General features: G+C 68.5%; 18 protein-coding genes. 12 read left to right on the top strand and 6 right to left on the bottom strand.

What is annotated here, in order from left to right; genetic code table 11:
• Positions 1 to 84: 84 nt before the first annotated feature.
• The 4 genes from RWN05_RS17030 to RWN05_RS17015 all read right to left on the bottom strand — a co-directional run bounded on the left by RWN05_RS17030 (position 85) and on the right by RWN05_RS17015 (position 4,674).
• Positions 85 to 981: a carbohydrate ABC transporter permease gene (locus RWN05_RS17030; RefSeq protein ID WP_314140453.1), complete on the bottom strand. Its 897-nt coding sequence runs from the start codon at positions 979 to 981 to the stop codon at positions 85 to 87.
• Positions 981 to 1,940, bottom strand: a complete 960-nt coding sequence (locus tag RWN05_RS17025) for a sugar ABC transporter permease (RefSeq protein ID WP_314140452.1) — start codon at positions 1,938 to 1,940, stop codon at positions 981 to 983. Before RWN05_RS17025 ends, RWN05_RS17030 begins: the two co-directional genes overlap by 1 nt.
• Positions 1,940 to 3,295 (bottom strand): ABC transporter substrate-binding protein, encoded by a 1,356-nt coding sequence (locus RWN05_RS17020; RefSeq protein WP_082916241.1) that lies wholly within the window; start codon positions 3,293 to 3,295, stop codon positions 1,940 to 1,942. The genes RWN05_RS17025 and RWN05_RS17020 overlap by 1 nt, the downstream gene beginning before the upstream one ends.
• Before the next feature lie 62 nt (positions 3,296 to 3,357).
• Positions 3,358 to 4,674, bottom strand: a complete 1,317-nt coding sequence (locus tag RWN05_RS17015) for an alpha-glucosidase/alpha-galactosidase (protein WP_314140450.1) — start codon at positions 4,672 to 4,674, stop codon at positions 3,358 to 3,360.
• A gap of 158 nt (positions 4,675 to 4,832) precedes the next feature.
• Here RWN05_RS17015 and RWN05_RS17010 point away from each other — a divergent pair, with 158 nt between their 5' ends.
• The 5 genes from RWN05_RS17010 to RWN05_RS16990 all read left to right on the top strand — a co-directional run bounded on the left by RWN05_RS17010 (position 4,833) and on the right by RWN05_RS16990 (position 9,691).
• Positions 4,833 to 5,648, top strand: coding sequence for a DeoR/GlpR family DNA-binding transcription regulator (locus RWN05_RS17010; protein WP_314140448.1), 816 nt, complete (start codon positions 4,833 to 4,835; stop codon positions 5,646 to 5,648).
• 211 nt (positions 5,649 to 5,859) lie between these two features.
• Positions 5,860 to 6,207 (top strand): GntR family transcriptional regulator, encoded by a 348-nt coding sequence (locus tag RWN05_RS17005; protein ID WP_175117885.1) that lies wholly within the window; start codon positions 5,860 to 5,862, stop codon positions 6,205 to 6,207.
• A 79-nt stretch (positions 6,208 to 6,286) separates the two neighbouring features.
• Entirely contained in the window at positions 6,287 to 7,279 is a 993-nt protein-coding gene (locus tag RWN05_RS17000) for a hypothetical protein (RefSeq protein WP_314140445.1), read from the top strand.
• Positions 7,280 to 7,337: 58 nt separating this feature from the next.
• A complete protein-coding gene (locus RWN05_RS16995; RefSeq protein WP_314140443.1) occupies positions 7,338 to 8,387 on the top strand; it encodes an aldo/keto reductase in 1,050 nt (349 codons plus the stop codon).
• A gap of 215 nt (positions 8,388 to 8,602) precedes the next feature.
• Positions 8,603 to 9,691: a LacI family DNA-binding transcriptional regulator gene (locus RWN05_RS16990; protein WP_231884424.1), complete on the top strand. Its 1,089-nt coding sequence runs from the start codon at positions 8,603 to 8,605 to the stop codon at positions 9,689 to 9,691.
• Positions 9,692 to 9,706: 15 nt separating this feature from the next.
• On the opposite strand, the gene RWN05_RS16985 is transcribed toward RWN05_RS16990, so the two are convergent.
• On the bottom strand, positions 9,707 to 11,560 hold the full coding sequence (locus RWN05_RS16985) for a beta-galactosidase (RefSeq protein WP_314140441.1): 1,854 nt from the start codon (positions 11,558 to 11,560) through the stop codon (positions 9,707 to 9,709).
• A 197-nt stretch (positions 11,561 to 11,757) separates the two neighbouring features.
• Between RWN05_RS16985 and RWN05_RS16980 the strand changes: the two genes are divergently transcribed.
• The 7 genes from RWN05_RS16980 to RWN05_RS16950 all read left to right on the top strand — a co-directional run bounded on the left by RWN05_RS16980 (position 11,758) and on the right by RWN05_RS16950 (position 20,969).
• Entirely contained in the window at positions 11,758 to 12,846 is a 1,089-nt protein-coding gene (locus tag RWN05_RS16980) for a peptidylprolyl isomerase (protein ID WP_314140439.1), read from the top strand.
• Positions 12,846 to 16,004: a discoidin domain-containing protein gene (locus tag RWN05_RS16975; protein ID WP_314140437.1), complete on the top strand. Its 3,159-nt coding sequence runs from the start codon at positions 12,846 to 12,848 to the stop codon at positions 16,002 to 16,004. Before RWN05_RS16980 ends, RWN05_RS16975 begins: the two co-directional genes overlap by 1 nt.
• A gap of 88 nt (positions 16,005 to 16,092) precedes the next feature.
• Complete coding sequence (locus RWN05_RS16970; protein WP_079003349.1) at positions 16,093 to 17,421, top strand: carbohydrate ABC transporter substrate-binding protein; 1,329 nt, start codon at positions 16,093 to 16,095, stop codon at positions 17,419 to 17,421.
• A 71-nt stretch (positions 17,422 to 17,492) separates the two neighbouring features.
• Positions 17,493 to 18,401 carry a carbohydrate ABC transporter permease gene (locus RWN05_RS16965; RefSeq protein ID WP_231884403.1) on the top strand — a complete coding sequence of 303 codons (909 nt, stop codon included), beginning with the start codon at positions 17,493 to 17,495 and terminating at the stop codon, positions 18,399 to 18,401.
• The gene (locus RWN05_RS16960; RefSeq protein WP_079003348.1) at positions 18,401 to 19,351 is read left to right on the top strand and encodes a carbohydrate ABC transporter permease; all 951 of its coding nucleotides are present in this window, start codon (positions 18,401 to 18,403) and stop codon (positions 19,349 to 19,351) included. The genes RWN05_RS16965 and RWN05_RS16960 overlap by 1 nt, the downstream gene beginning before the upstream one ends.
• The gene (locus RWN05_RS16955) at positions 19,348 to 19,518 is read left to right on the top strand and encodes a DUF6903 family protein (RefSeq protein WP_167620520.1); all 171 of its coding nucleotides are present in this window, start codon (positions 19,348 to 19,350) and stop codon (positions 19,516 to 19,518) included. The genes RWN05_RS16960 and RWN05_RS16955 overlap by 4 nt, the downstream gene beginning before the upstream one ends.
• Positions 19,515 to 20,969, top strand: coding sequence for an alpha-L-fucosidase (locus RWN05_RS16950; RefSeq protein ID WP_314140433.1), 1,455 nt, complete (start codon positions 19,515 to 19,517; stop codon positions 20,967 to 20,969). The genes RWN05_RS16955 and RWN05_RS16950 overlap by 4 nt, the downstream gene beginning before the upstream one ends.
• Positions 20,970 to 20,995: 26 nt before the next feature.
• Here the strand turns inward: RWN05_RS16950 and RWN05_RS16945 are convergent.
• On the bottom strand, positions 20,996 to 21,586 hold a 591-nt coding region (locus RWN05_RS16945), incomplete at its 5' end, for a hypothetical protein (protein ID WP_314140431.1).

Raw genomic sequence — 21,586 nt, 5'->3', positions numbered from 1 at the left:
GAAGTTGCGAGGTATCGGAGTTGGTTCAGCGTGTGACGCGCTCTCGCGGCGATGGAGGCGATCCTGCCACGCCGGGATCGGTGCCTACCCCTTGAGGCCTGAGAAGGTCATGGTCGCCACGAACTGCTTCTGGGCGAAGAGGAAGAACACGATCAGCGGGAGCGTGGCGACGACGTTGCCGGCCATGAGGAGCGCCCAGTCGGTGCGGCGCGCGCCCTGGAAGTTCGTGATGCCGAGCTGCAGCGTGAAGGCCTGGTCGTTGTTGATCGCGATGAGCGGCCAGACGAGGTCGTTCCACGAGCCCAGCAGGGTGAAGATCGCGAGCGTCGCCAGCGCGGGTTTCGCGAGCGGCAGGATCACCCGGAAGAACACCTGCAGGCGGGTGCAGCCGTCGATGAGTGCGGCCTCCTCGAGCTCCGCCGGCAGCGACAGGAAGAACTGCCGCATGAGGAAGATGCCGAACGCCGACGCCAGCCACGGCACGATCGCCGCACCGAGGCTGTCGATGAGGCCGATCCGGGAGAACAGGATGTAGGTGGGGATCATGAGCAGCTGCGTCGGGATCATGATCGTCGCGACGATCATGAGGAAGCCCATCGTCTTGCCGCGGAACTTCAGGCGCGCGAACCCGTAGCCGGCGAGCGAGCAGAGCACGAGGTGGGACACGACCGCGACCGTCGACACGATGACCGTGTTGCCCAGCCAGAGCAGGATGTTCGACTCGGAGAAGAGCTTCGCGAACCCGTCGAAGGTGATGTGCGAGGGGAGGATGCGGGGCGGATAGGTGTTGATCTCCGACTCCGGCGTCACCGAGGTGATGAACATCTGCACGAACGGGATCGCGAAGATGATCGCGATCGGCGCGAGCACGAGGTGCCAGGGGCTGAAGCGCCGACGGGTGCGTCGTTCAGCGGGCGGGGCGGTCACGGACGGCTTGCCGGTGGCGGCGTCACCGCGTGGTGGGGTGGTCAGGACGGTCATCAGAATGCCTCCACGTTGGAGCGGCGGGAGTACAGGACGACACCGATCGTGGCGATGAGTGTCACCACGAAGAGCCCGTAGGCGACCGCGGAGCCGTACCCGAACTGCAACTGCTTGAACGCCGCATCCCAGAGGTAGAACACGATCGTCTGGGTGGCGCCGAGCGGGCCGCCCCTCGTGGTGGTGTACACGAGGTCGAACAGCTGGATCGCCTGGATGAACTGCCAGATGGCGACGAACACGGTGACCGGTCCGAGCTGCGGGAAGGTGATGCGCCAGAACGACTGCCAGGCGTTCGCGCCGTCGATCCGCGCCGCCTCGAGCAGCTCGGAGGGGATGTCCTGCAGGGCAGCCAGGTAGATGACGGTCGTGAACGCCGCCTGCCCCCAGAGCGACATGATCGTGATGACGACCATCGCCTGCCCCTGGTCCTCGAGCCAGCCCTGCGCCGGGAGTCCGAGGAACCGGAACACGGTGTTGAGGAGCCCGAACTGCGGGTTGAAGAGGTAGGTCGTGAGGATGCCGGTCGCGGCCGCGGAGGCGACGAAGGGGACGAAGATCGCGGTGCGGTAGACGCCGATGAAGCGGATCCGGCGGTTGAGGGCCACGGCGAGGAACAAGCCGAGTCCGAGCGACGCAGGGACGAACAGGAGCGTGTAGACGACCGTGTGGACGACGGCCGCCTGCAGCTCGTCGTTGCCGATCATGCTGGCGTAGTTCTCCAGTCCGACCTGCTCCGGCTCGCTGAACCCGTCCCACTTCTGGAGTGACAGAAAGAACGCCCAGATCGCGGGGAAGATCGACAGGCCCAGCACGATGAGCATCGCCGGGGCGACGAAGCCCCACCCGGTGAGGTTGTCGCGAAGTCGGTTCCTGCCTCGCCGAGACGGAGCCGGGAGACGTTCGGGTCGCTCCGGCTCCGTCCTGGGGGTCGTGTCGCGTCCTGTGACCGTGGACATCAGTCCTCCGCCAGGGCGTCGTCGGCGGCCTTCGCGGCATCCTCGAGTGCTTGCTTCGGGTCGCCCTGGCCCTGCAGCACCGAGGAGATCGCCTTGCCGATGGCCTCCGACAGGCCGACGTAGCCGGGCACGGTCGGGCGGGCCTGCTTCGCGTTCACGCCGTTCTCGGCCATCACGTCGAGGCCGGGCAGCTGAGCCACCTGCGCCTGGAACTCGGGGGTGTCGATCTCGCTCGACCGCAGCGGGAGGTTGCCGTAGGCGACGTTCCACTTGAGGTCCTGCTCCGAGTCGGTCAGCCACTTCGTGAACTCGTACGCCCAGTACTCGCGGTTCTTGTCCTTGTGGTCGAACAGCGCCCAGACGTCGGGCCCGGAGACGGTCTGGTGGTCGCCGTCGGTGCCGGGGAGGACGGTGACGCCGTACTTGGTGCCCTTCGTCTGCAGCGTCGACAGCTGCCACGGACCGGAGGTGATCATGCCGATGCGGTCGCTGGCGAACAGGTCGCCGAACTTCGTGTCGGTCTGGTCGAGGTAGACGCTCTTGTCGTCGACCGCCATGTCGCGGAGGAAGGTCAGTGCGTCGACGCCCGCATCCGAGGCGAACTCGGCCGTCTTGGCGTCGTCGGAGATGATCGACCCGCCGTTCTGCCACAGGTGTGGCCAGAACTGCCAGGTCGTCTCCTCGCTGCCCGACACCGAGTATGCGTAGCCGTAGGTGTTCGTCGACGGGTCGGTGAGCTGCTTCGACGCCTCGCGGAAGTCGTCCCAGGTCCAGTCGGCCGTGGGGTAGTCGACGCCGGCCGCGTCGAACACGGTCGTGTTGTACAGGAGCGAGATGTTGTCGACCACGGCGGGGAAGCCGATCGTCTTCTCGCCGGTCGGCTGCACCGTCTTCCGGGCCGCCTCGGAGAACTCGTCCCACTTCACGTCTGGCTCCGCCACCTGGTCGGTGATGTCGAGGGTGCGGCCGGACGCCTCGAGTCGGCTCGCCCAGGAACCGAAGGCGTACGAGACGTCGGGGTAGTTGCCGCCCGCGAAGCTCGCGGAGAGCTTCTGCAGGAGGTCCTCCGTGGACGGCGCGCCCGAGGACACGTCGATGGTCACGTTGGGGTGCAGCTTCTCGAAGTCGTCGACGAGACCGGTGAGGATCTGCTGGGCCGCGTCGGCCTGCCCGGTCCAGAAGGTGAGCTTCACCTTCGCGTCCTTGTCGAGCGTCGTGGCACCGGACGATCCGCCGGCGCACCCGGAGAGCGCGAGCGCTCCGACGGCGAGGACGGCGGTCGCGGTTATGAGGCGACGTGCGCGGCGGGCGTGCGGGGAGTTGGAAGCGTGGATCGTGGAACGGGGTGGGAACATCGGTGGTCGTCTCCTGTGTCGATCGTTCGGGAACGGTGCGGGGCTGCGGTGCTTCGGGTCGGTCAGATGCGGTCGGCGGGGATGATCTCCCGCAGCGGCTCCGGCAGCAGCTCGCCGTGCGCGGCGACGAGGTCGTTGCACAGCTCCCAGATCTGCTCGGGCGTGAGGGTGGACGAGGCGTTCGGGTCCATCAGGACCGCCTGCCGGATGAGGGTCGGGTCACCGGTGCGAGCGGCCTCGATCGTGAGTTCGGCGACCGAGACGTAGGGGCGGTTGAGCGCGGCGCACTGCACGGGCAGGGCGCCCATGGGCTGCGGGGCGATGCCGTTCCCGTCGACCTGGACGGGGACCTCGACGACGGCGCCCTGCGGCAGGTTGTCGATGAGGCCGCGGTTGACGACGTTGCCGTGGATGAGTCGCGGGGTGTCGGTCACGAGCGAGTGGATGAGCTGCGGGGCGTACTCGCTCGCCTCGTCCTCGAGCGTCAACGGGGTCCCGGCCGCGAGCGCGGCCTTCGTCGCCTCGAACTCCGCGACGTTCTCCTCGCTGATGCCGAGGTACTCGAGCGGCTGGAGGCGGAAGCGCTCGACCTGCTCGGGGGAGCGGAGGAACCACGACAGGTACTCCGACGAGTGCTCGCTCGTCTCGGTGGGGTAGTAGCCGATGCGGCGGAACATCTCGACGCGCACGCGGCGGCTGAGCTCCGGGTCCTCGCGGATGCCCTCGCGCAGGGCCGGGTAGAGGTCGCGGCCCTCGTGGGTCCACTCGAGCAGCCACGACTGGTGGTTGACGCCGGCGGCGCGGTAGCTCGTGCCCTCGATCGGCACGCCGACGAGCTCGCAGAGGTCGTTCACGGTCCAGAACACGCTGTGGCAGAGACCGATCGCGCTGATGTCGGGGGCGACGACCGACGCCCACCAGATGTTCATCGCCATCGGGTTGGTGTAGTTCAGGAGGTGGGCGTCGGGGCAGATCTCCCGCATGTCGGCGGTCAGGGCCGAGAGCAGCGGGAAGGTGCGGAGGGCGCGAAAGACGCCGCCGACGCCGGTGGTGTCGCCGATGGTCTGCAGGAGACCGCGCGCTGCCGGGATCTCGAGGTCGGAGACGGTCGCGCGGATGCCGCCGACCTGGACCATGTTGATCACGAAGTCCGCGCCGGCGAGGGCGCGACGACGGTCGGACTCCGCCGTGATCGTCGCTCGGCCGTCGAGGCGTTCGTCGACGTGGCGGGCGGTGCCCTCGGCCACGGCGAGGCGGTCGGGGTCGATGTCGTGCAGGACGATCTCGAGGCCGGCGAGGTCGCGGTAGCGGAGGAGGTCGGCGATGAGTTGGCGGGTGAAGACGACGCTGCCCGCCCCGATGAAAGTCACTCGTGTCATGGAGTGATCATCGACTACAGTGATCGAACCGAGCAAGAACTTGATCGGAAATCGACGCAAATGCTCACTTTCGCTGAGCATCTGGTGCGGGATGCGGCGAGTGCGGCGGTCGAGCTCTGGAGAGTCGGTCGATGAAGCACCCGAGGACGGAGGCAGTGATGCGAGCACCCACGGCGGCCGAACTGTCTCGACACGCGCCGTCGGGCAAGCGCAGCCAGCGGATGCGCGACATCCTCGCACTGCTCGCCGTCGACGACGTCGTGGTCTCGATCGACGAGCTCACCGAGCGGCTCCAGGTCTCGGCGCCGACGATCCGGCGCGACCTGGCCGACCTCGACGACCTCGGACTCGTCCTCCGCACCCACGGTGGCGCTCGCGCGATCGAGGCACGCGACGAGGTGCCGGTCCGGTTCCGTGACACGCAGTTCCGTGAGGCGAAGCGGCGGATCGCGATGCGGGTGGCGGAGATGATCCCCGCGGGGCCGTACGCCATCGCTCTGAGCGGTGGCACGACGACCGCGGCGGTCGCGAAGGAGCTGTCGAACCGGTCGGAGCTGACGATCGTGACGAACTCGCTCACGACGGCGACCGAGATCGCCTCCCGGCCGAACCTGCAGGTGATCATGACCGGCGGGCTGGTGCGGTCGACGTCGTTCGAGGCGGTGGGGGCGCTCGCCGAGAACACCTTCAGTGCGATCAACGTGGGTACCGCGATCCTCGGGACCGACGGCATCAGTGCGCAGGGCGGTGCGACGACGCACGACGAGCGTGAGGCTCGGACGAACCTGGCGATGGTGCGGCACGCGCAGCGGGTCATCGTGGTCGCCGACGGCTCGAAGGTCGGGCGGGTCACACTCGCGCGCATGGCCGAGTTGGGGCAGATCCACGACCTCGTGACCGACTCCTCCGCCGACTCCGACGAGCTCGAGCGCCTCGCGGCCGCGGACATCGCGGTCCACGTCGTCGCCCTCTGACCGTTCCCGCCCTCCGCTGTGGCTTGTGCCAGCGCGGTGCGCTGACGTGAGCGCGGGTCTGCCGCGTGAGCGCGGGTTTCTGGAGGGGCGCGCTCACGGTTGTGGGGTGCGCCCGCGCCGAGTGGCGCACACTCGCGTCAGCGCACCGCGCCGACCTCAACCCCACAGATGTCGCGGGCACAGGCGGTATTGTTCTAGTACCATTGCAAACATGTTGTTCCGCGTCGATCCCACCTCCACGGTGTCGCTCGCCGAGCAGATCGCGGTGCAGGTGCGCTCCGGTATCGCGACGGGCGCGCTGGCACCGGGGGAGCGCCTCCCGCCTGCCCGCGACCTCGCCCGAGCACTGCAGATCAACATGCACACGGTCCTCCGCGCCTACGGAGAGCTTCGCGGCGACGGACTCATCGGCATGCGACAAGGCCGCGGCGCGTGGGTGAACGAGGACGCAGCCCCGGGCCTCGTCCGGGTCAACGAACTCGTCGCCCAACTCGTCACCGAGGCGCGCAAGTTCGGGATCACCCCGAACGACCTCAGCCGGATGATCGAACGCACCTGACGATCCCCGACGTCACCGCACGACCACGTCGATCGGCGACACCGACGATCAGACCACCTCAGCAGCTCAGGGGGAGCACATGCACGACACCACCACATCGCCACCGGCGGCACCAGCGCGCGGACGAATCGTCCTGGCCGGCCTCGCCATGGCCGTCCCGGCGATCGCGATCGCACTCACGCGGCTCGTCTGGGGCGATGCGATCCCGGCCGACGTCGCCTCGCACTGGTCGGGCACCGGGGCGCCGGACGACTCCATGCCCGCCGCGCGCGTCTTCCTCGTGACGTTCATCATCGCGTCCGTCGCCGCTGTCGCAGCGGCCATCCTGCTCGCCCTCCCGCGGCCCGGCATGCGGACCAAGCGCATGATCATCCTCTTCATCGGTATCGCCGCCGGGTCGGCCGCCTCCGTCTGGGTCATCCCGACGTGGCTCACGTTGCAGGCCGGCTCGGTCGACGGTGCCGTCCTCGGGTGGTGGGTCGTCCCCCTCGCCGCATGCTCGCTCTGGGGCGTGATCCCCGCCATGATCCTGCCGTCTCAGCCGCTGCTCGCAGGCGCAGCCGCCCGGCCGGCGCCGATGGATCTCGGCGAGACCGAGGTCGGTGCCTGGAGTCGGAGCGTCACGGCCCTGCTGTTCCTCTGGCTCACCCTCGCACTCGTCGTGATCGGCGCCGTCGCCTACACGCCGATCCTGCTGCGCGGCGAGTCGGGCGTCGCGATGTTCGGTCTGTCGATCCTCACCGTCGCGACCCTCCTGTGTGCTTCGTTCATCCGCCTCCGGATCAGCGTCGACTGGCGCGGCCTCCGCGTCGTCTCGCTCTTCGGCATCCCCATGAAGCGCATCCCCCTCGACCAGGTCGACGTCGTCGAGGCCACCGACATCCGCCCGATGGACTGGGGCGGCTGGGGCTACCGGATCATGCCCGGTCGCTCGGCCGTCGTGCTGCGCTCCGGGCCCGGACTCGTCGTCACGAGCACCTCCGGCAAGCAGTTCGCGATCACGATCGACGACCCTGAGGAACCCGCCGCACTCCTGCAGGCGCTCGTCGCCCGAGCCGGATCGCGCGCCTGACATTGCACCGCGTGACGAAGCGGACGTCGAACCTGTCGTGAAGCCGTACGGTGAATCCATGAGCGAAGCGCCCCCGGCCACGGAGCCGACCACGACCGCACTGCCCTCGACCACGATCGGCACGGGCGACACCGCCGCGGAGGTCGGCCCCATCGGGTACGGTGCGATGTCCATCGCCGGTACCTACGGGGCGATCGCCGACGCCGAGGTCACCACCATCCTCGACGCCACCCTGGCGAGCGGCGTGAACCTCATCGACACCGCGAACGTCTACGGCGAGGGCCGGAGCGAGGAACTCCTCGGCCGGTACCTGACCGGGCGCCGTGACGACGTCTTCCTCGCGTCCAAGGTTGGCATCGTCACCGGTGGCGGCATCGGCAAGCGAGGGATCCGCGGCGACCGTGCTCACCTCCACGAGCAGATCGACGGGACGCTCACCCGCCTCGGCACGGACCACCTCGACCTCTACTACCAGCACCGCGTCGACCCGAACGTACCGATCGAGGAGACGGTGGGGGCGCTCGCCGAGCTCGTGACCGCCGGTAAGGTCCTCCGCATCGGTCTGTCCGAAGCGACGGGCGACGAACTCCGCCGCGCGCACGCCGTGCACCCGATCGCCGCGATCCAGTCGGAATGGAGCATCGTCAGCCGTGACATCGAGACCTACGTGGTCCCGACGGCGGCGGAGCTCGGCGTGACGGTCGTCGCGTTCTCGCCGCTGTCGCGCGGACTCTTCACCGAGGACTTCACAGCCGAGACGGTGCCGCTCGGTGGGACGCGAGCGAGCTTCCCGCGCTTCCAGCCCGAGCACCTCGCGGCGAACCTCGAACTCGCGGCACGCTTCCGGAGCCTCGCCCGCCGCATCGGGACGACCGCGGAGGCGCTCGCGCTCGCCTGGGTGCACGACCGCGGGCAGCAGCTCGGCGCACGGGTCGTCTCGATCCCCGGCACCAGGAGTGTCGCGCACCTGCACGCGAACCTCGAGGCGTTCCGGGTGGAGCTGACGGACGAGATCCGGTCCGAGATCGACACCTACGCCGACCAGGTGAGCGGTCCACGGGCCGCCGACCCGAACTGGGTGTCGGGCGGTCGCGAGGGGCTTATCTGACGTCGTCGTGTGGACCGGCTCCGCTGCGTCAGCGCGGTGCGCTGACGTGAGCGCGGGTCTATGACGCCAGCGCGGGTCTCCGGAGGGGCGCGCTCACGGCTGTGGGGCGCGGCCACGCCGATTCGAGCGCGCTCGCGTCAGCGCACCGCGCCGGCCGCGGCGCGCACCGGCGTGGAGGTTCAGGTGTTATCCGTGCCATTGACTAACATGTGGGAATGACGTCACCCGGGGGACCGACCGCGCTCGACGCGCCCACACCGACGGCGAACGGCGGGGGCCGATCGCGTCGCGAGAAGCGGACGCGGATGCCCACGATGGCCGATGTCGCCGCGATAGCCGGCGTCTCCCCGCAGACCGTCTCCCGCGTGCTCCGCGGCCTCGACAACGTGACCGAGGTCACCCGCCTCCAGGTCGAGGCGGCCGTCCAGCAGACGGGCTACCGGCGCACCGGGCTCGCTCGCGCGCTCGTCACCGGCCGCAGCCGCACCATCGGGGTCCTCACCCACGAGACCGACTACTACGCCCGCTCCTCCATGATGCTCGGCATCCAGCGGGCGACGCACCAGCACGACTACTTCGTGAGCGCCGCCGGCACGACGTCGCTGTCCGCCGCGTCCATCACCGACGCCATCGACCGGCTCCGCAACCAGGGTGTCGACGGCCTCGTCATCGCCGTCCCGATCTGGGACGAGGTCTCCCTGCTCCGGGTCACGGCCGACCTGCCGACCGTGGTGATCGACGGCCTCGAGTCCTTCGCCGACGAGATCGTGCGGGTGGACCAGGAGGCCGCTGGCCGCATGGCGACGGAGCACCTGCTCGACCTCGGACACGAGACCGTCTGGCACCTGAGCGGGCCGACGGCCTGGAAGGACGCGGGAGGCCGGACGACCGGCTGGCAGGCGGCGTTGCGCGACCGTGGCATCGACGAACCGCCTGTGCTCTACGGGGACTGGAGCCCGGAGTCCGGCTATCGCAACGGTCTGCTGCTCGGGCGAATGCCCGACGTGACGGCGATCTTCGTCTCGAGTGACGAGATGGCGTTCGGCGTCCTGCGTGCCCTGGACGAACTCGGTCGGAGTGTACCCGGCGACGTCTCGGTGATCGGCATGGACGACATCGCGCTGGCGCGATACGCCTCACCGCCGCTGACGACCATCCGGCAACCGTTCAGCGAGATGGGTCGTGTGGCGGTCGAGCATCTGCTCACGCTCATCGAGGAGCCGGCCGCGGAGCGGGAGACGGTGGTCATGCTGCCCGAGCTGATCGTGCGCGAGAGCACCGCGGCACCGACGACACGCGCGTAGCCCGCACGGCGCAGCTCAGAACTCCTCGACGTACTCCTCGGTCGGTCCGAGTTCCGGACGGTCGACGAACTCGACGGTCGATCCGGCCTCGTGGAGCTCGAGGACGACGATACGGTTCGTGCCCGACCGCAGGAGGGGCCCCGGCACGTAGAGCGTCTGCTGCGGGCCGATGTTCCAGTAGCGACCGAGGAGCGCCCCGTTGACCCAGACGAAGCCCTTCGTGGAGCCGGGCAGTCGGAGGTGCGTGTCGAGCGGCTCGTCGACGACGAAGGTCGCGCTCGACAGGCCGCCCCCACCGCTCGCGGCGGTCGTCGGGTCGCCGGTCCGGTCGACGACTGCTCGGAGATGGAGCGGGTCCAGCTGGTCGAGGGCCACCGGTCGCGCCCGCCAGCCGTGCACGAGCCGACGTTCGACGAGGACGGGCCCCAGCAGGCCCTTTTCGGCGCCCAGCTGCGGACCGTAGTTCACGCGGCCGAGGTTCTCGACGACCACGGTCAGCTTCGACACCAGGCCGGAACCGGTCACGGTGACCGTGCCCGAGCCGGTGATCGTGGCCTGGAACGCCCCGTCGAGGAAGACGAGGGCGCGGTCTGCGACGCCGTCGAACACGAGGTCGACCGGGCGATCGGGGAGCAGGGCATCCGCCTCGTAGACGACGAGACCGCCGTCGACGCCGAGGTCCTCGAACGACGGCGGCGCGGACGACCGCGGGCTCACGGGGTCGCCGAGCTCAGCGAGTGCGTCCAGGAGCCCGACGCCGCGCTGGAGGGGCACGCTGCCCTCCGGCAAGAACCGCACCTCGGGGGATCGCAGCGGTTCGTCTGCGACGCCGAGGACCTCCCGCAGGGCGAAGAACTTGTCCGTGAACCGGCCGTCCTCGGCGATCGGCGCGTCGGAGTCGTAGCTCGTGATGGTCGGACGCAGTTCGCCCTCGACGATGTTGGCTCCGGACCAGAGCCCGAAGTTCGTGCCGCCGTGCGCCATGTAGATGCTGATGCTCCCGCCGTCGGCCAGGATGTCGCGGGCCACCGCTGCGGCGTTCCGCGCGTCCCGCACGTGGTGCGGCTGCCCCCAGTGGTCGAACCACCCGTTCCAGAACTCGGCGACGAAGAACGGCTCGTCCGGGCGCCGACTCCGCAGGAGGGCGCGCGCCTCGTCCGGCTTCGAGCCGAGGGTCGCCGCCATCATGATCCCGGGGATGGAACCGCCGTCGATCATCACGTCGGTGGGCCCGTCCGCGGTGTACAGCAGTTCCTGCACGCCGAGGCGACGCAGCAGCGCGGCGAGCCACCCTGGGTGCTGTGCGTCGTCGCCGTAGCTGCCGTACTCGTTCTCGACCTGCACGGCGACGACCGGGCCGCCGTGGACCGCCTGGTACGGCGAGAGCCGGGGGATGAGCTCCTCGAACCACGTCTCGACCGGCCGCTGGTATCCGGGGTCCGAGCTGCGGAGCGCGATGTCGCGGGCGGTGAGCCAAGCGGGCAGGCCGCCGTTCGACCACTCCGCACAGATGTACGGGCCCGGTCGCAGCAGGACGTCGAGCCCCAGATCGGCGGCCGTCTCCATGAACCGGCCGACGTCACGCCAACCGGAGAAGCTCGGTGCCGCGTCCGCGCGTGGCTGGTGGAAGTTCCACGGGATGTAGGTGTCGATCGAGTTGAGCCCGAGGTCGACGAAGCGCAGCATCCGATCGCGCCACTGCTCCGGCACGACGCGGAAGTAGTGCAGCGATCCGGACCGCACGGAGTGCGGCGCCCCATCGCGGAGGAGCCGGCCGTCCCGCCAGTGCAGTGCGGCCGGAGCCCGCCGCACGGTGTCGTCGATCACGAGCGGAACGGCTGGACCGACGGTGTCGGCGAACTTCGTCATGGTGCGGTCGTCTCCTCGGATCGGCGTACGGACTTCCACTATGGGCCATGCATGTTATGGATGCCAAGCCTTTACTTGGCTCAATTCAGCCGATTTGTAACGCTTTCGAGTCATCGATTGTTATCCGTAGCATTTTCTGCCAGCATGACTGCCAAGCACCGCCGACCCCGCTCCACTCCCACGGAAAGGCCGCACCGATGACCAGCACCGACGCTCCCGCCCGCGGCCTCCGTGGTGCGATCTCACGTGGTCGGCACCGCTCGCGGCTGCTGCTCGCCGCCGGAGCCCTGGTGCTCACGGGAACCGTCGTCGTCGGTGTCGCCGTCAGCGGCGCGGGTGCGGCACCCGCCGAGCTGGGGACCATCGACGGAGCCTCGGTCACCCGCGACGAGCTGCTCTTCCACATGGAGCGCGTCCGACCCGCCATCGAGAACGAGGTCCTCGTCGAGACCGGATCCGGTTCCGTCGACTGGGAAGCACCGCTCGGCGACGCGACCGCCATCGATCGACTCCGGACGGCGGCCCTCGACGAGCTCGCGGCCGACCGCGTGGTGCTCGACCTCGGGCACGAGCGCGGACTCGTCCCGTTCTCGGACTTCGCCGGATTCGAACAGGCCCTCGCCGACACCAACACCGCCCGCGCGGCGCAGCTCGACGAAGGCGAGGTCGTCTACGGACTCACCTCCTTCCGCGCACAGGAGTTCTACGGCCGGACGATCGCCGATCTCCGCACCAGGCTCGTCTCTGCACTGAGCTCGGGCTCGGATCCGGTCATCGACGTCTCCGACGAGGAGGTCCGGGACGCCTTCGACGCGCACGCCGAGGACTGGACCCTCAACGCCTCCACCTACCAGCTCACCCGGATCGCGGTGCCGCTCGCCTCGACCACCGCCGAGCAGTTCGCGGCACGACTCGCCGCGGAGGGCGTCGACGCCGTCTCAGGCGCCGACCCGGACACCACCGTCTCCGCGTCCACCCTCGACGGCGCGACCGGTCTCCTCGACGGCGGCTCCCGCACACCGGACCCACGCCTCGTAGCCGAGGTCGCGACCCTGCCTGCCGGTGCGCTCAGCTCGCCCGTGGTGGAGCTGGGTGAGCACGTCGTCTACCGCGTGGACGCCGTCACCGTCGACCAGGACGCCGCCTTCACCGCCTACGCCGACCGGATCCGAGCCCAGCTCGAGAGCACCGCCCTCGACGCGCTCATCGCCGAACGCGTCGCGGCCCAAGTACGCCAGATGAACAGCAACGCCCTGCACCAACTCACGATGGAGGACACGCACTGATGAACACCGCCACCCCCGCGGCGATCCCGGGACCCCGACGCAGACGTCGGAACCGGTCAGCCCAGCACCCCGCCCTCCGAGGACTCGCCGTCCTCGGGCTCACCGCCCTCTTCGCCACGGCCTTCGCTCCGACGGCGTCCGCGGCACCGACCACCCCGGAGACCGCCGTCCAGGCGGCCGCCGCACCGACAGGCTGGGCCGGTGACACCCCGAACACGACGGGTGGCACGGACTACTTCGTCGACGCCACCGCCGGGGACGACACGGCCACCGGCACGTCGGCGGCCACCGCCTGGAAGAGCTTCACCCCGGTCAACGCGAAGACCTTCGCGCCGGGCGACCGCGTGCTGCTGAAGGCCGGCGAGACCTGGTCGAACACCTCCCTGTGGCCGAAGGGTTCGGGCACCGAGACCGCGCCCATCGTGATCGACGCGTACGGTGACGCCGGTGCGCGCCGTCCCTACATCGCGACGAACGGACAGGTCCCCAGCCCCTTCACGAGTCCCGGTGTCAAGAACCCCGAAACCGTCGGACTGACCGGCGCGGTGATCCTCCGCAACCAGCAGTACGTCCACATCGCGAACCTCGAGGTGTCGAACGACGACGACTTCGCCACCGACATCACCACGGGCAGCTACGTCCGCGACGGCATCTCCGTCTCGATCAACGCCGACAAGCTCGAGGCCGGCGCCGATTCGATCATGCGCGGGATCTCGATATCGAACGTCTTCGCCCACGACATCGACGGCCCGAGCTCCTGGCAGAAGATCCACTACGCCGGGGTCAACTTCCAGGTGTTCGGTTCGCAGCAGTACACGGCGTACCCGACAGGTGGCCATCACTTCGAGGACATCAGCATCCAGGACAACACCTTCGAGCAGGTCGAGCTGCACGCGGTGCAGTTCGCGTTCAACTGGTTCGGCGACCAGCAGGGCCAGACGGACGCCTCCGGCAAGTACCACGAGGGTTGGGAACAGCTCTGGGTCCGCGACCGCGACCTCTACAGCCGCGACGTGACGATCAGTCACAACTACGCCGAGAGCACCGGCCAGGGTCCGTTCCAGTTCGCGAACACCCAGCGCCTGACCGCCGAGTACAACGAGGCCAACGGATGGCTCGAGCGCTACAACCAGGTCTCCGCAGGCCTCTACCTGTGGGCCGGCGCCGACAGCGTGATGCGCTTCAACGAGATCTACGGCGGCCCCGCCAACGAGTACGACGCGACCCCGTGGGACCTCGAGTTCACCAACTTCAACGTCGTCTACGAGCACAACTACTCGCACGACAACCAGGGCGGCTGGATGTCCTACATGGGCAACAGCTCCAACTCGATCGCCCGCTACAACCTCAGCGTCAACGACAACGGCGTGATCTTCAAGAACATGCTGTCGTCGAACTACTCGCCCACGTACATCCTCAACAACGTCTTCGTCTACGACGGTGCGGAGCTCGAGAGCTTCCACGACGAGGTGCTGAAGGACCGCGTCTACTTCGCGAACAACATCTTCTACAACACCTCGACGACCACCTCCACGAACTGGGCACGGAAGGCCGGCGGCCTCGACAAGGGCGTGTTCTCGAACAACGCCTACTTCGAGGCGAGCGGGACGCAGTCGGCCAACCAGCCGGTGGACAAGCGTGCCGTCGTCGGCGACCCGCAGTTCGTCGGGAACCCGGCCGACTACGCCAAGGACGCCGGCGTCGACGCCATCCGCGACTCCGCGTCCCTGTTCAAGCTGCAGGAGACCTCGCCGCTGATCGATGCCGGCCGGTACAACGAGCGCATCGGCTCGGACGACTTCTTCGGCACCGAGCTCTACTACGGTGAGGGCGTCGACATCGGGCTGTACGAGGCCGCGGTCGGGACGAAGGTCGAGAACCCGGTCGACACCGACCCGATCGAGAACGAGGGCGTGGACACGCGCGTCGACCTCGCCAAGGGCAAGCCGATCGTCGCCAGCAGCACGCACCCGCACAACGACTTCGAGTTCAACGCGGGCAAGCTCGTCGACGGCGACCCGGCGACGCGCTGGGCCGGTGCAGACGACGCCACCTATCCGCTGACGATCGACATCGACTTCGGTGCCGACACGACCTTCGACGAGGTCGACCTCTCGGAGTTCACCGACTCGGGCACCGATCCTCGCGTCAACGCCTTCTCCCTGCAGCGATGGGACGCGGCGGCCGGGGCCTGGGTGACGTTCTCCTCCCAGACCGGGATCGGCGCGAGCAAGGTCGTGAAGGACTTCGCGTCCGTCACCAGCTCCAAGCTCCGGGTGTCGCTCGAGAGCCTGTTGCCAGGTCAGATCTACGCACCGACCCTGAGCACCATCAGCGTCTTCGACAGCGCGGTCGCCGCAACCGACCCCACGGTGACCCCGACGGCAGCGGTCATGGACAAGAACGCCGCGATGGCCGAGGACCCCGACAACCTGCCCACGTTCACGGTCGACCTCGACGGTGACACGCTCACCGGTCTCCGGTACGTCCAGCCCTCCGGCGCCATCGTCGGCAGCCTCGACAGTGCCGACTACGTCCGCACCGACACCGCGGAGGGCGCGACGATCACCCTCACGAACGCGTTCGCCGCCGACAAGGAGCTCGGTACCTCCGGGGTCGTCTTCGAGTTCGGCTCGAACGCGACCAAGCGGGTCACGGTCGAGATCGTCGACACGACCGAACTCGCGGCGTCGATCGGCACGGCGAAGGCCCTCCTCGCCCCGACGGCGGCCGCGGCTCAGTCGGCGCGCGCCGCTGCTCCGGCGGCGGACGGTGCCGAGACGTTGACCGCGGCGGTCGCCTCGGCCGAGGCGGTCCTGGCCCTCGTCAACCGCGACACCGTCGCGACCGGCAACACCGCCGTGACGAACGCCGACGTGCAAGCTGCGGTCGTCGCGCTGAACGCCGCGATCGAGGCCTTCGAGCCCGGTGGCGGCACCCCGGTCACGCCGGGTGGACCGGGTACGCCCGGCACGCCCAGCGCAGGAAGCCCCGGTACCGGTGGATCTGGCGCCACCGGTACCGGTTCCAACGGCGGCTCGCTTGCGAGCACCGGAGTCGACGGCCTCGTGCCGGCAGGTGCGGGGATCCTCCTCCTGCTGGCCGGAGCAGCAGCACTCACCCTGCGGGCCCGTCGCGCATCGGCCATGAACCGATGACCCACCGCAGCACCCTCGCCCATCCCCGCACCACAACACACCCCACCACCCCCTGCACCACTCACCAGCACTGGGAAGGACCCCTGTCATGAAGCGCACCAGAACCCTCGGCGTCATCGCCGCCGTCGCGACGGTCGGCATGCTCGCCGGCTGTGCGGGCAACTCCGGGACGGGCGGCGACGACGCCGACACCCTGAAGATCGCCGCATTCGAAGGCGGCTACGGCGCCGAGATGTACAAGGAGGTGGTCGCGGCCTACGAGAAGCTCAACCCCGACGTGAAGATCGAGCTCACCACGAGCAAGACCCTCGCCGACGAACTCACCCCGCAGGTCGCGGCCGGTGACTACCCGGACCTCGTCTTCCTCGGCCTCGGTGCGAAGGAGGGCTTCACCGAGTCCTTCGTCCGCGACAACAACCTGGAAGACCTCACCGGTGTCCTCGACGAGAAGATCCCCGGCGAGGACGTCACGGTCGGCGACAAGCTGACCCCCGGCATCGTCGGCAACCTCAACACCAACCCCTACGGCGACGACAAGGTCTACCTGATGCCGATGTACGCGTCGCCGACCGGCCTCGTGTACAACCAGAAACTGTTCGCCGACAACGGATGGACCGTCCCCACCACCTGGGACGAGATGTTCGAGCTCGGCGACACCGCGAAGGCCGAGGGCATCTCGCTGTTCACCTACCCGACGGCGGGCTACCTCGACTCCTACTTCTTCTCGCTGCTGTCGGCAGTGGGCGGACCGGAGTTCCTGAACGACGTCCTCACCTACAAGCAGGACGTGTGGAAGACGGATGAGGCCACCGAGGCGCTCGAGCTCACGACGAAGCTCCTCAGCTACGCGGCCCCGACCACGGTCGGCTACGCGAACGGGCAGGACTTCACGAAGAACCAGCAGACCATCCTCGACGGCACGACGCTCTTCATGCCGAACGGCTCCTGGATCGCGAACGAGATGAAGGAGGCCCCGCGCACCGACGGGTTCCAGTGGGGGCTCACCCCGGTCCCCGCTCCCGAGGCCGACGGCACGCGCTACCTGACGACGTTCGTCGAGTCGGCGTGGGTCCCGAAGGAGGCGGCGCACAAGGACGCGGCGAAGGACTTCATCGCGTACCTGTACTCGGACGAGGCCGCCGACATCTTCGCGAAGGCGAACGCCATCCAGCCGATCCAGGGGCTCCCTGAGCGCCTGACCGGTGAGGCGAAGGACTTCTACGCCGTCTACAGCGAGCCCGGCGTCGAGGCCGTCGTCGGTGCCTTCGCCGCGACCAAGCCGGTCCCCGGCGTCGACCTGAAGGCCACGCTCTTCGACGCGGCCAACAGCGTCCTCTCCGGCACCATGACCCTCGAGGACTGGCAGAACCAGGTCAACGAGGCGAGCAACAAGCTCACCGACCAGCTCGCGGGCTGATCCGAACCGGTGCGCCCGTCCGATCCCCTGGTCGGACGGGCGCACCACCCTCCTCGCAGAAAGGACGCGCTGTGGCCAGACGCCCCGTCTCCCTCAACACCCGTGGGAAGAACCGCTTCGTGCTGCTGTGCGTCGCGCCCGCGATCATCCTCTACGTGCTCTTCATGGTCGTCCCGACCTTCGACGTCTTCCGGATGTCGCTCTACAACTGGACCGGCGTCGGCGGCACCCCCACGTTCGCCGGCTTCGACAACTTCATCGCCCTCGCCGGTGACATGCAGTTCGTCCGGGCGTTCCAGAACACCGTCTTCCTGCTCGTCGTCGTCTCCATCGTGACGATGGCCGGCGGGCTCGTCCTCGCCGGGGTCATGACCCAGGGCAAGGTGCGGGCGAGCAACCTGTACCGGTTCGTCCTCTACCTGCCGAGCGTGCTGTCCATCGTCGTCGTCGCAGCGATCTTCTCCGCGGTGTACGACCAGCAGAACGGTCTCATCAACGGTTCGTTGAACTTCCTCGGCCTCGGTTCGTTGTCGCAGGTCTGGCTCGGCGACCAGAAGATCATCATGTACAGCATCGCCTTCGCGATGGTCTGGCAGTCCCTCGGCTACTACCTCGTGCTCTACATGTCGGGCATGTCGAACATCCCGGCCGAGATCTACGAGGCCTCCGCGCTCGACGGTGCCGGCCCGTTCCGGCAGTTCTTCGACATCACGCTGCCGCTCGTCTGGGAGACGCTCCGCACGTCCCTCATCTTCTTCATCATCAGCTCGATCAACCTCGCGTTCGTGCTCGTCCGGGCACTCACCGGCGGCGGTCCGGACGGCGCCTCCGAGGTCCTCCTCGACTACATGTACAAGCAGGCGTACACGAACTCGAGTTACGGCTACGGCATGGCCATCGGGACAGCGATCTTCCTGTTCTCATTCCTCGCGGCGCTCATCATCAGCCGCGCGACCAAGCGAGAGGTCCTCCAATTCTGATGACCACGACCACCTCAGCCCCAGTCCCCCCGATCGTCACGCCGCCGTCCTCGTCGGTCCCGCCTGGTCCGACCTCCCGTCAGCGCGTCCGTCGTCGTCGGCCGGTGTCGTGGATCTCGAACCTCGTCCTGATCCTCATCTCGCTCATGATCCTGGTGCCCGTGCTCTGGGTCGTCATGGCATCGGTCAAGACCAAGGGCGAGTTCTACGGCAACCCCTGGGCGCTCCCGGAGGGCCTGCACTGGCAGAACTTCGTCGACGCGTTCGTCGCCGCCAACATGGGCCCGTATCTGCTCAACTCCCTGCTCGTCACGGTCGTCGGCCTCTGCTTCGTGCTGATCATCGCCGTGCCGGCCGCCTATGCGCTGGCGCGGTTCGAGTTCCGCGGCAAGTCGATCCTCGAGACACTGCTGCTCGCCGGTCTGTTCATCAACGTGAACTACATCGTCATCCCGATCTTCCTCATGCTGCTCGGGTGGGACAAGGCCCTGCGGACCTTCATGCCGAGCGGCTTCTTCATCGACAACCTGTTCGTGCTGGGGCTCGTCTACGCGGCGACGTCGCTGCCGTTCACGATCTACCTGCTGCTCGCCTACTTCCGCACCATCCCGGTGTCCTATGAGGAGGCCGCCACGCTCGACGGTGCGTCCCGGTTCCGCACGATGCGGACGGTCATGCTGCCCATGGCGATGCCGGCGATCAGCACGGCGATCCTGTTCAACTTCCTGAGCTACTGGAACGACTACATCATCTCCCTGTCGCTCATCCCGGGCGAGAACAAGACGCTGCAGGTGGGACTGCTCAACCTGTTCCAGGCACAGCGTGCGGCAGCCGACTACGGGCGGTTGTACGCGGGCATGGTGATCGTCATCATCCCGGTCGTGATCCTCTACATCATCATCCAGAAACGCTTGTTGCAGAACGTCGGAGCCGGAGGGCTGAAGGAATGACCAAGGAACGTGTGGGAGCCGTCGTCGCGGCGGTCGTCTTCGTGATCTGCGTCGCAGCGGTGATCATCGCCAACCAGTCCGTCGGGTGGCTGAACCTCGGGGTGATGCTCCTCGGACTCGCCGGGTTGATCACGCTGCTCGCCCTCTACAACCGGAAGTTCCGATGAGCGGCGGCTCGGCGGAGACGGTCGCTGCGCGGTTGGCGGAAGCGGTCGCCGTCGTGCCGTCGCCCCGGCAGCTCGCGTGGCAGCGGATGGAGTTCTACGGCTTCATCCACTTCGGGGTCAACACCATGACCGATCGGGAGTGGGGCGACGGCACCGAGTCGCCCGCCGTGTTCGACCCGGCTGGCGTCGATGCGGCGCAGTGGGTCGCGGCGGCGAAGAGCGCCGGCATGCGCGGGCTCATCCTCACCTGCAAGCATCACGACGGCTTCGCGCTGTGGCCGACGGCCGTCAGCGACCACTCGGTGGCGTCGAGTCCGTGGCGCGACGGTGGAGGCGACCTCGTCGCAGAGGTCGCGGAAGCGTGTCGCGCGGCGGGGCTGGCGTTCGGCGTCTACCTGTCGCCGTGGGACCGCGCCGAACCGAGCTACGGCTCGGGTGACGCCTACGACGACTTCTTCGTCGCGCAGCTGACCGAGCTCCTCACCGGATACGGCGAGCTGTTCTCGGTCTGGTTCGACGGCGCGAACGGCGAAGGGCCGAACGGCAAGCAGCAGCTGTACGACTGGGATCGTTACTACGCGGTCGTGCGCGAGCTGCAGCCGAACGCGGCGATCAGCGTGTGCGGGCCGGACGTGCGCTGGTGCGGGAACGAGGCCGGGTCCACGCGGGCTGACGAGTGGAGTGTGGTTCCTGCGTCGCTGCGAGATGCCGAGCGCACCGCGGACCGCTCGCAGCAGGTCGACGACGGGCTGTTCTCCCGGGCCGTCCAGTCCGATGAGGACGACCTCGGTAGCCGCGCTGCGATCCTCGCGACCACGGAGCCGCTCGTCTGGTACCCGGCGGAGGTCAACACCTCGATCCGTCCGGGGTGGTTCCATCACCCCTCCGAGGACGGGATGGTCCGCTCGGCCGAGGAACTCTTCGACATCTACGAGCGCAGTGTCGGTGGGAACGCGACGTTCCTGCTCAACCTGCCGCCCACCAGGGAGGGCTTGATCGCGGATCCCGACCTCGAGAGCCTTACCGGTCTCGGCCGACTCATCGACGACCTGGAACGGCTCGATGTCGCCGGCTCAGCCCTGCTCACGATGTCGAGCGCGCCCGTGCCGGCCGCGTCGATCACGGGGACCGGGTCACAGTCGGACCCGGTGACGTGGCGTCCGGCCGACGACGATCCGCTGCCGACCCTGCGGCTCCGCTGGGATCGACCCCAGCTGGTGTCCGGAGTGAGCGTGCGCGAGGCGATCGCGCACGGTCAAGTGATCGAGGGGGTCGAGGTCTCGGTGGTGGACGCCGCCGGTGTGCCGCGGGTGCTCGCTTCGGCAGCGACGGTGGGTGCTCAGCGGATCCTCCGGTTCGAAACCGTCGAGACGACCGAGCTGCGTGTGACGATCACCGCATCGCGAGCCCAGCCGCAGCTTGCGCGGCTTGCGGTCTTCACGACCTCCTGACGATCTCCGCCGGTGCGGGTGTGAGGTCAGCAGCCGATGGCGGGTGTGCCGGGTCGGCAGGGTTTGTCGACGCCGATGGTGGAGTTGCGGACGATCTGGACCGTGTGGGGTTCTTCGGTCGGGATCGGCAGGGTCCCGATGACGGGGAGCCACCCGCTGTCGCCGATGCGGTACTCGGCGGCGTACTCGACGTCTACGGTGATGGTCTTGGTTCCGACCGTCGTGTAGCGGTGACTCGTCGGGGTCTTGGAGAACTCCGCAAGCCCGAGGGCGGCCCAACTGGATCCACCGGTCCGGACGGTCGCATGCTCGCCGTCGCCGTAGTCGAGGGTGAAGCCGACGGGGATGAAGTGCACCTCCGCGACCTGACCGAGGAGGGTGCCGGTGCGGGTGTGTCCGGAAGCACCTGCGATGACGTTCGTGTGGAGCCCACGCACTCCCCAGGCGGCGGGTTCGGTGGCGACGGTCGGTGCGGCGGGGGCGAAGCTGGCGACGTCGCGGATCGTGACGGGCTGCGCGGCGGGTGCTGCTCCGAGGTCGGTGCCGAGGTCGCCGGGCGTGAAGGTGTAACACTCGTCCGGCCGCATGAGGCTGCAGACCGTCCGCTCACCGTTGGG

Source organism: uncultured Plantibacter sp. (genome assembly GCF_963518075.1).
Lineage (GTDB): Bacteria > Actinomycetota > Actinomycetes > Actinomycetales > Microbacteriaceae > Plantibacter > Plantibacter flavus_A.
The sequence above is the reverse complement of the archived record's forward strand: the minus strand, read 5'-3'. Positions and strand labels throughout refer to the sequence as shown.

Bases quoted from the DNA above. Each gene is read 5' to 3' on its own strand.
- RWN05_RS16960 (WP_079003348.1), top strand. From the start codon at position 18,401: ATGACCACGACCACCTCAGCCCCAGTCCCCCCGATCGTCACGCCGCCG.
- RWN05_RS16990 (WP_231884424.1), top strand. From the start codon at position 8,603: ATGACGTCACCCGGGGGACCGACCGCGCTCGACGCGCCCACACCGACG.
- RWN05_RS16985 (WP_314140441.1), bottom strand. From the start codon at position 11,560: ATGACGAAGTTCGCCGACACCGTCGGTCCAGCCGTTCCGCTCGTGATC.
- RWN05_RS17010 (WP_314140448.1), top strand. From the start codon at position 4,833: ATGCGAGCACCCACGGCGGCCGAACTGTCTCGACACGCGCCGTCGGGC.
- RWN05_RS17020 (WP_082916241.1), bottom strand. From the start codon at position 3,295: ATGTTCCCACCCCGTTCCACGATCCACGCTTCCAACTCCCCGCACGCC.
- RWN05_RS16950 (WP_314140433.1), top strand. From the start codon at position 19,515: ATGAGCGGCGGCTCGGCGGAGACGGTCGCTGCGCGGTTGGCGGAAGCG.
- RWN05_RS17030 (WP_314140453.1), bottom strand. From the start codon at position 981: ATGACCGTCCTGACCACCCCACCACGCGGTGACGCCGCCACCGGCAAG.
- RWN05_RS17000 (WP_314140445.1), top strand. From the start codon at position 6,287: ATGCACGACACCACCACATCGCCACCGGCGGCACCAGCGCGCGGACGA.
- RWN05_RS16995 (WP_314140443.1), top strand. From the start codon at position 7,338: ATGAGCGAAGCGCCCCCGGCCACGGAGCCGACCACGACCGCACTGCCC.
- RWN05_RS16955 (WP_167620520.1), top strand. From the start codon at position 19,348: ATGACCAAGGAACGTGTGGGAGCCGTCGTCGCGGCGGTCGTCTTCGTG.
- RWN05_RS16980 (WP_314140439.1), top strand. From the start codon at position 11,758: ATGACCAGCACCGACGCTCCCGCCCGCGGCCTCCGTGGTGCGATCTCA.
- RWN05_RS17015 (WP_314140450.1), bottom strand. From the start codon at position 4,674: ATGACACGAGTGACTTTCATCGGGGCGGGCAGCGTCGTCTTCACCCGC.
- RWN05_RS17005 (WP_175117885.1), top strand. From the start codon at position 5,860: ATGTTGTTCCGCGTCGATCCCACCTCCACGGTGTCGCTCGCCGAGCAG.
- RWN05_RS16970 (WP_079003349.1), top strand. From the start codon at position 16,093: ATGAAGCGCACCAGAACCCTCGGCGTCATCGCCGCCGTCGCGACGGTC.
- RWN05_RS16975 (WP_314140437.1), top strand. From the start codon at position 12,846: ATGAACACCGCCACCCCCGCGGCGATCCCGGGACCCCGACGCAGACGT.
- RWN05_RS17025 (WP_314140452.1), bottom strand. From the start codon at position 1,940: ATGTCCACGGTCACAGGACGCGACACGACCCCCAGGACGGAGCCGGAG.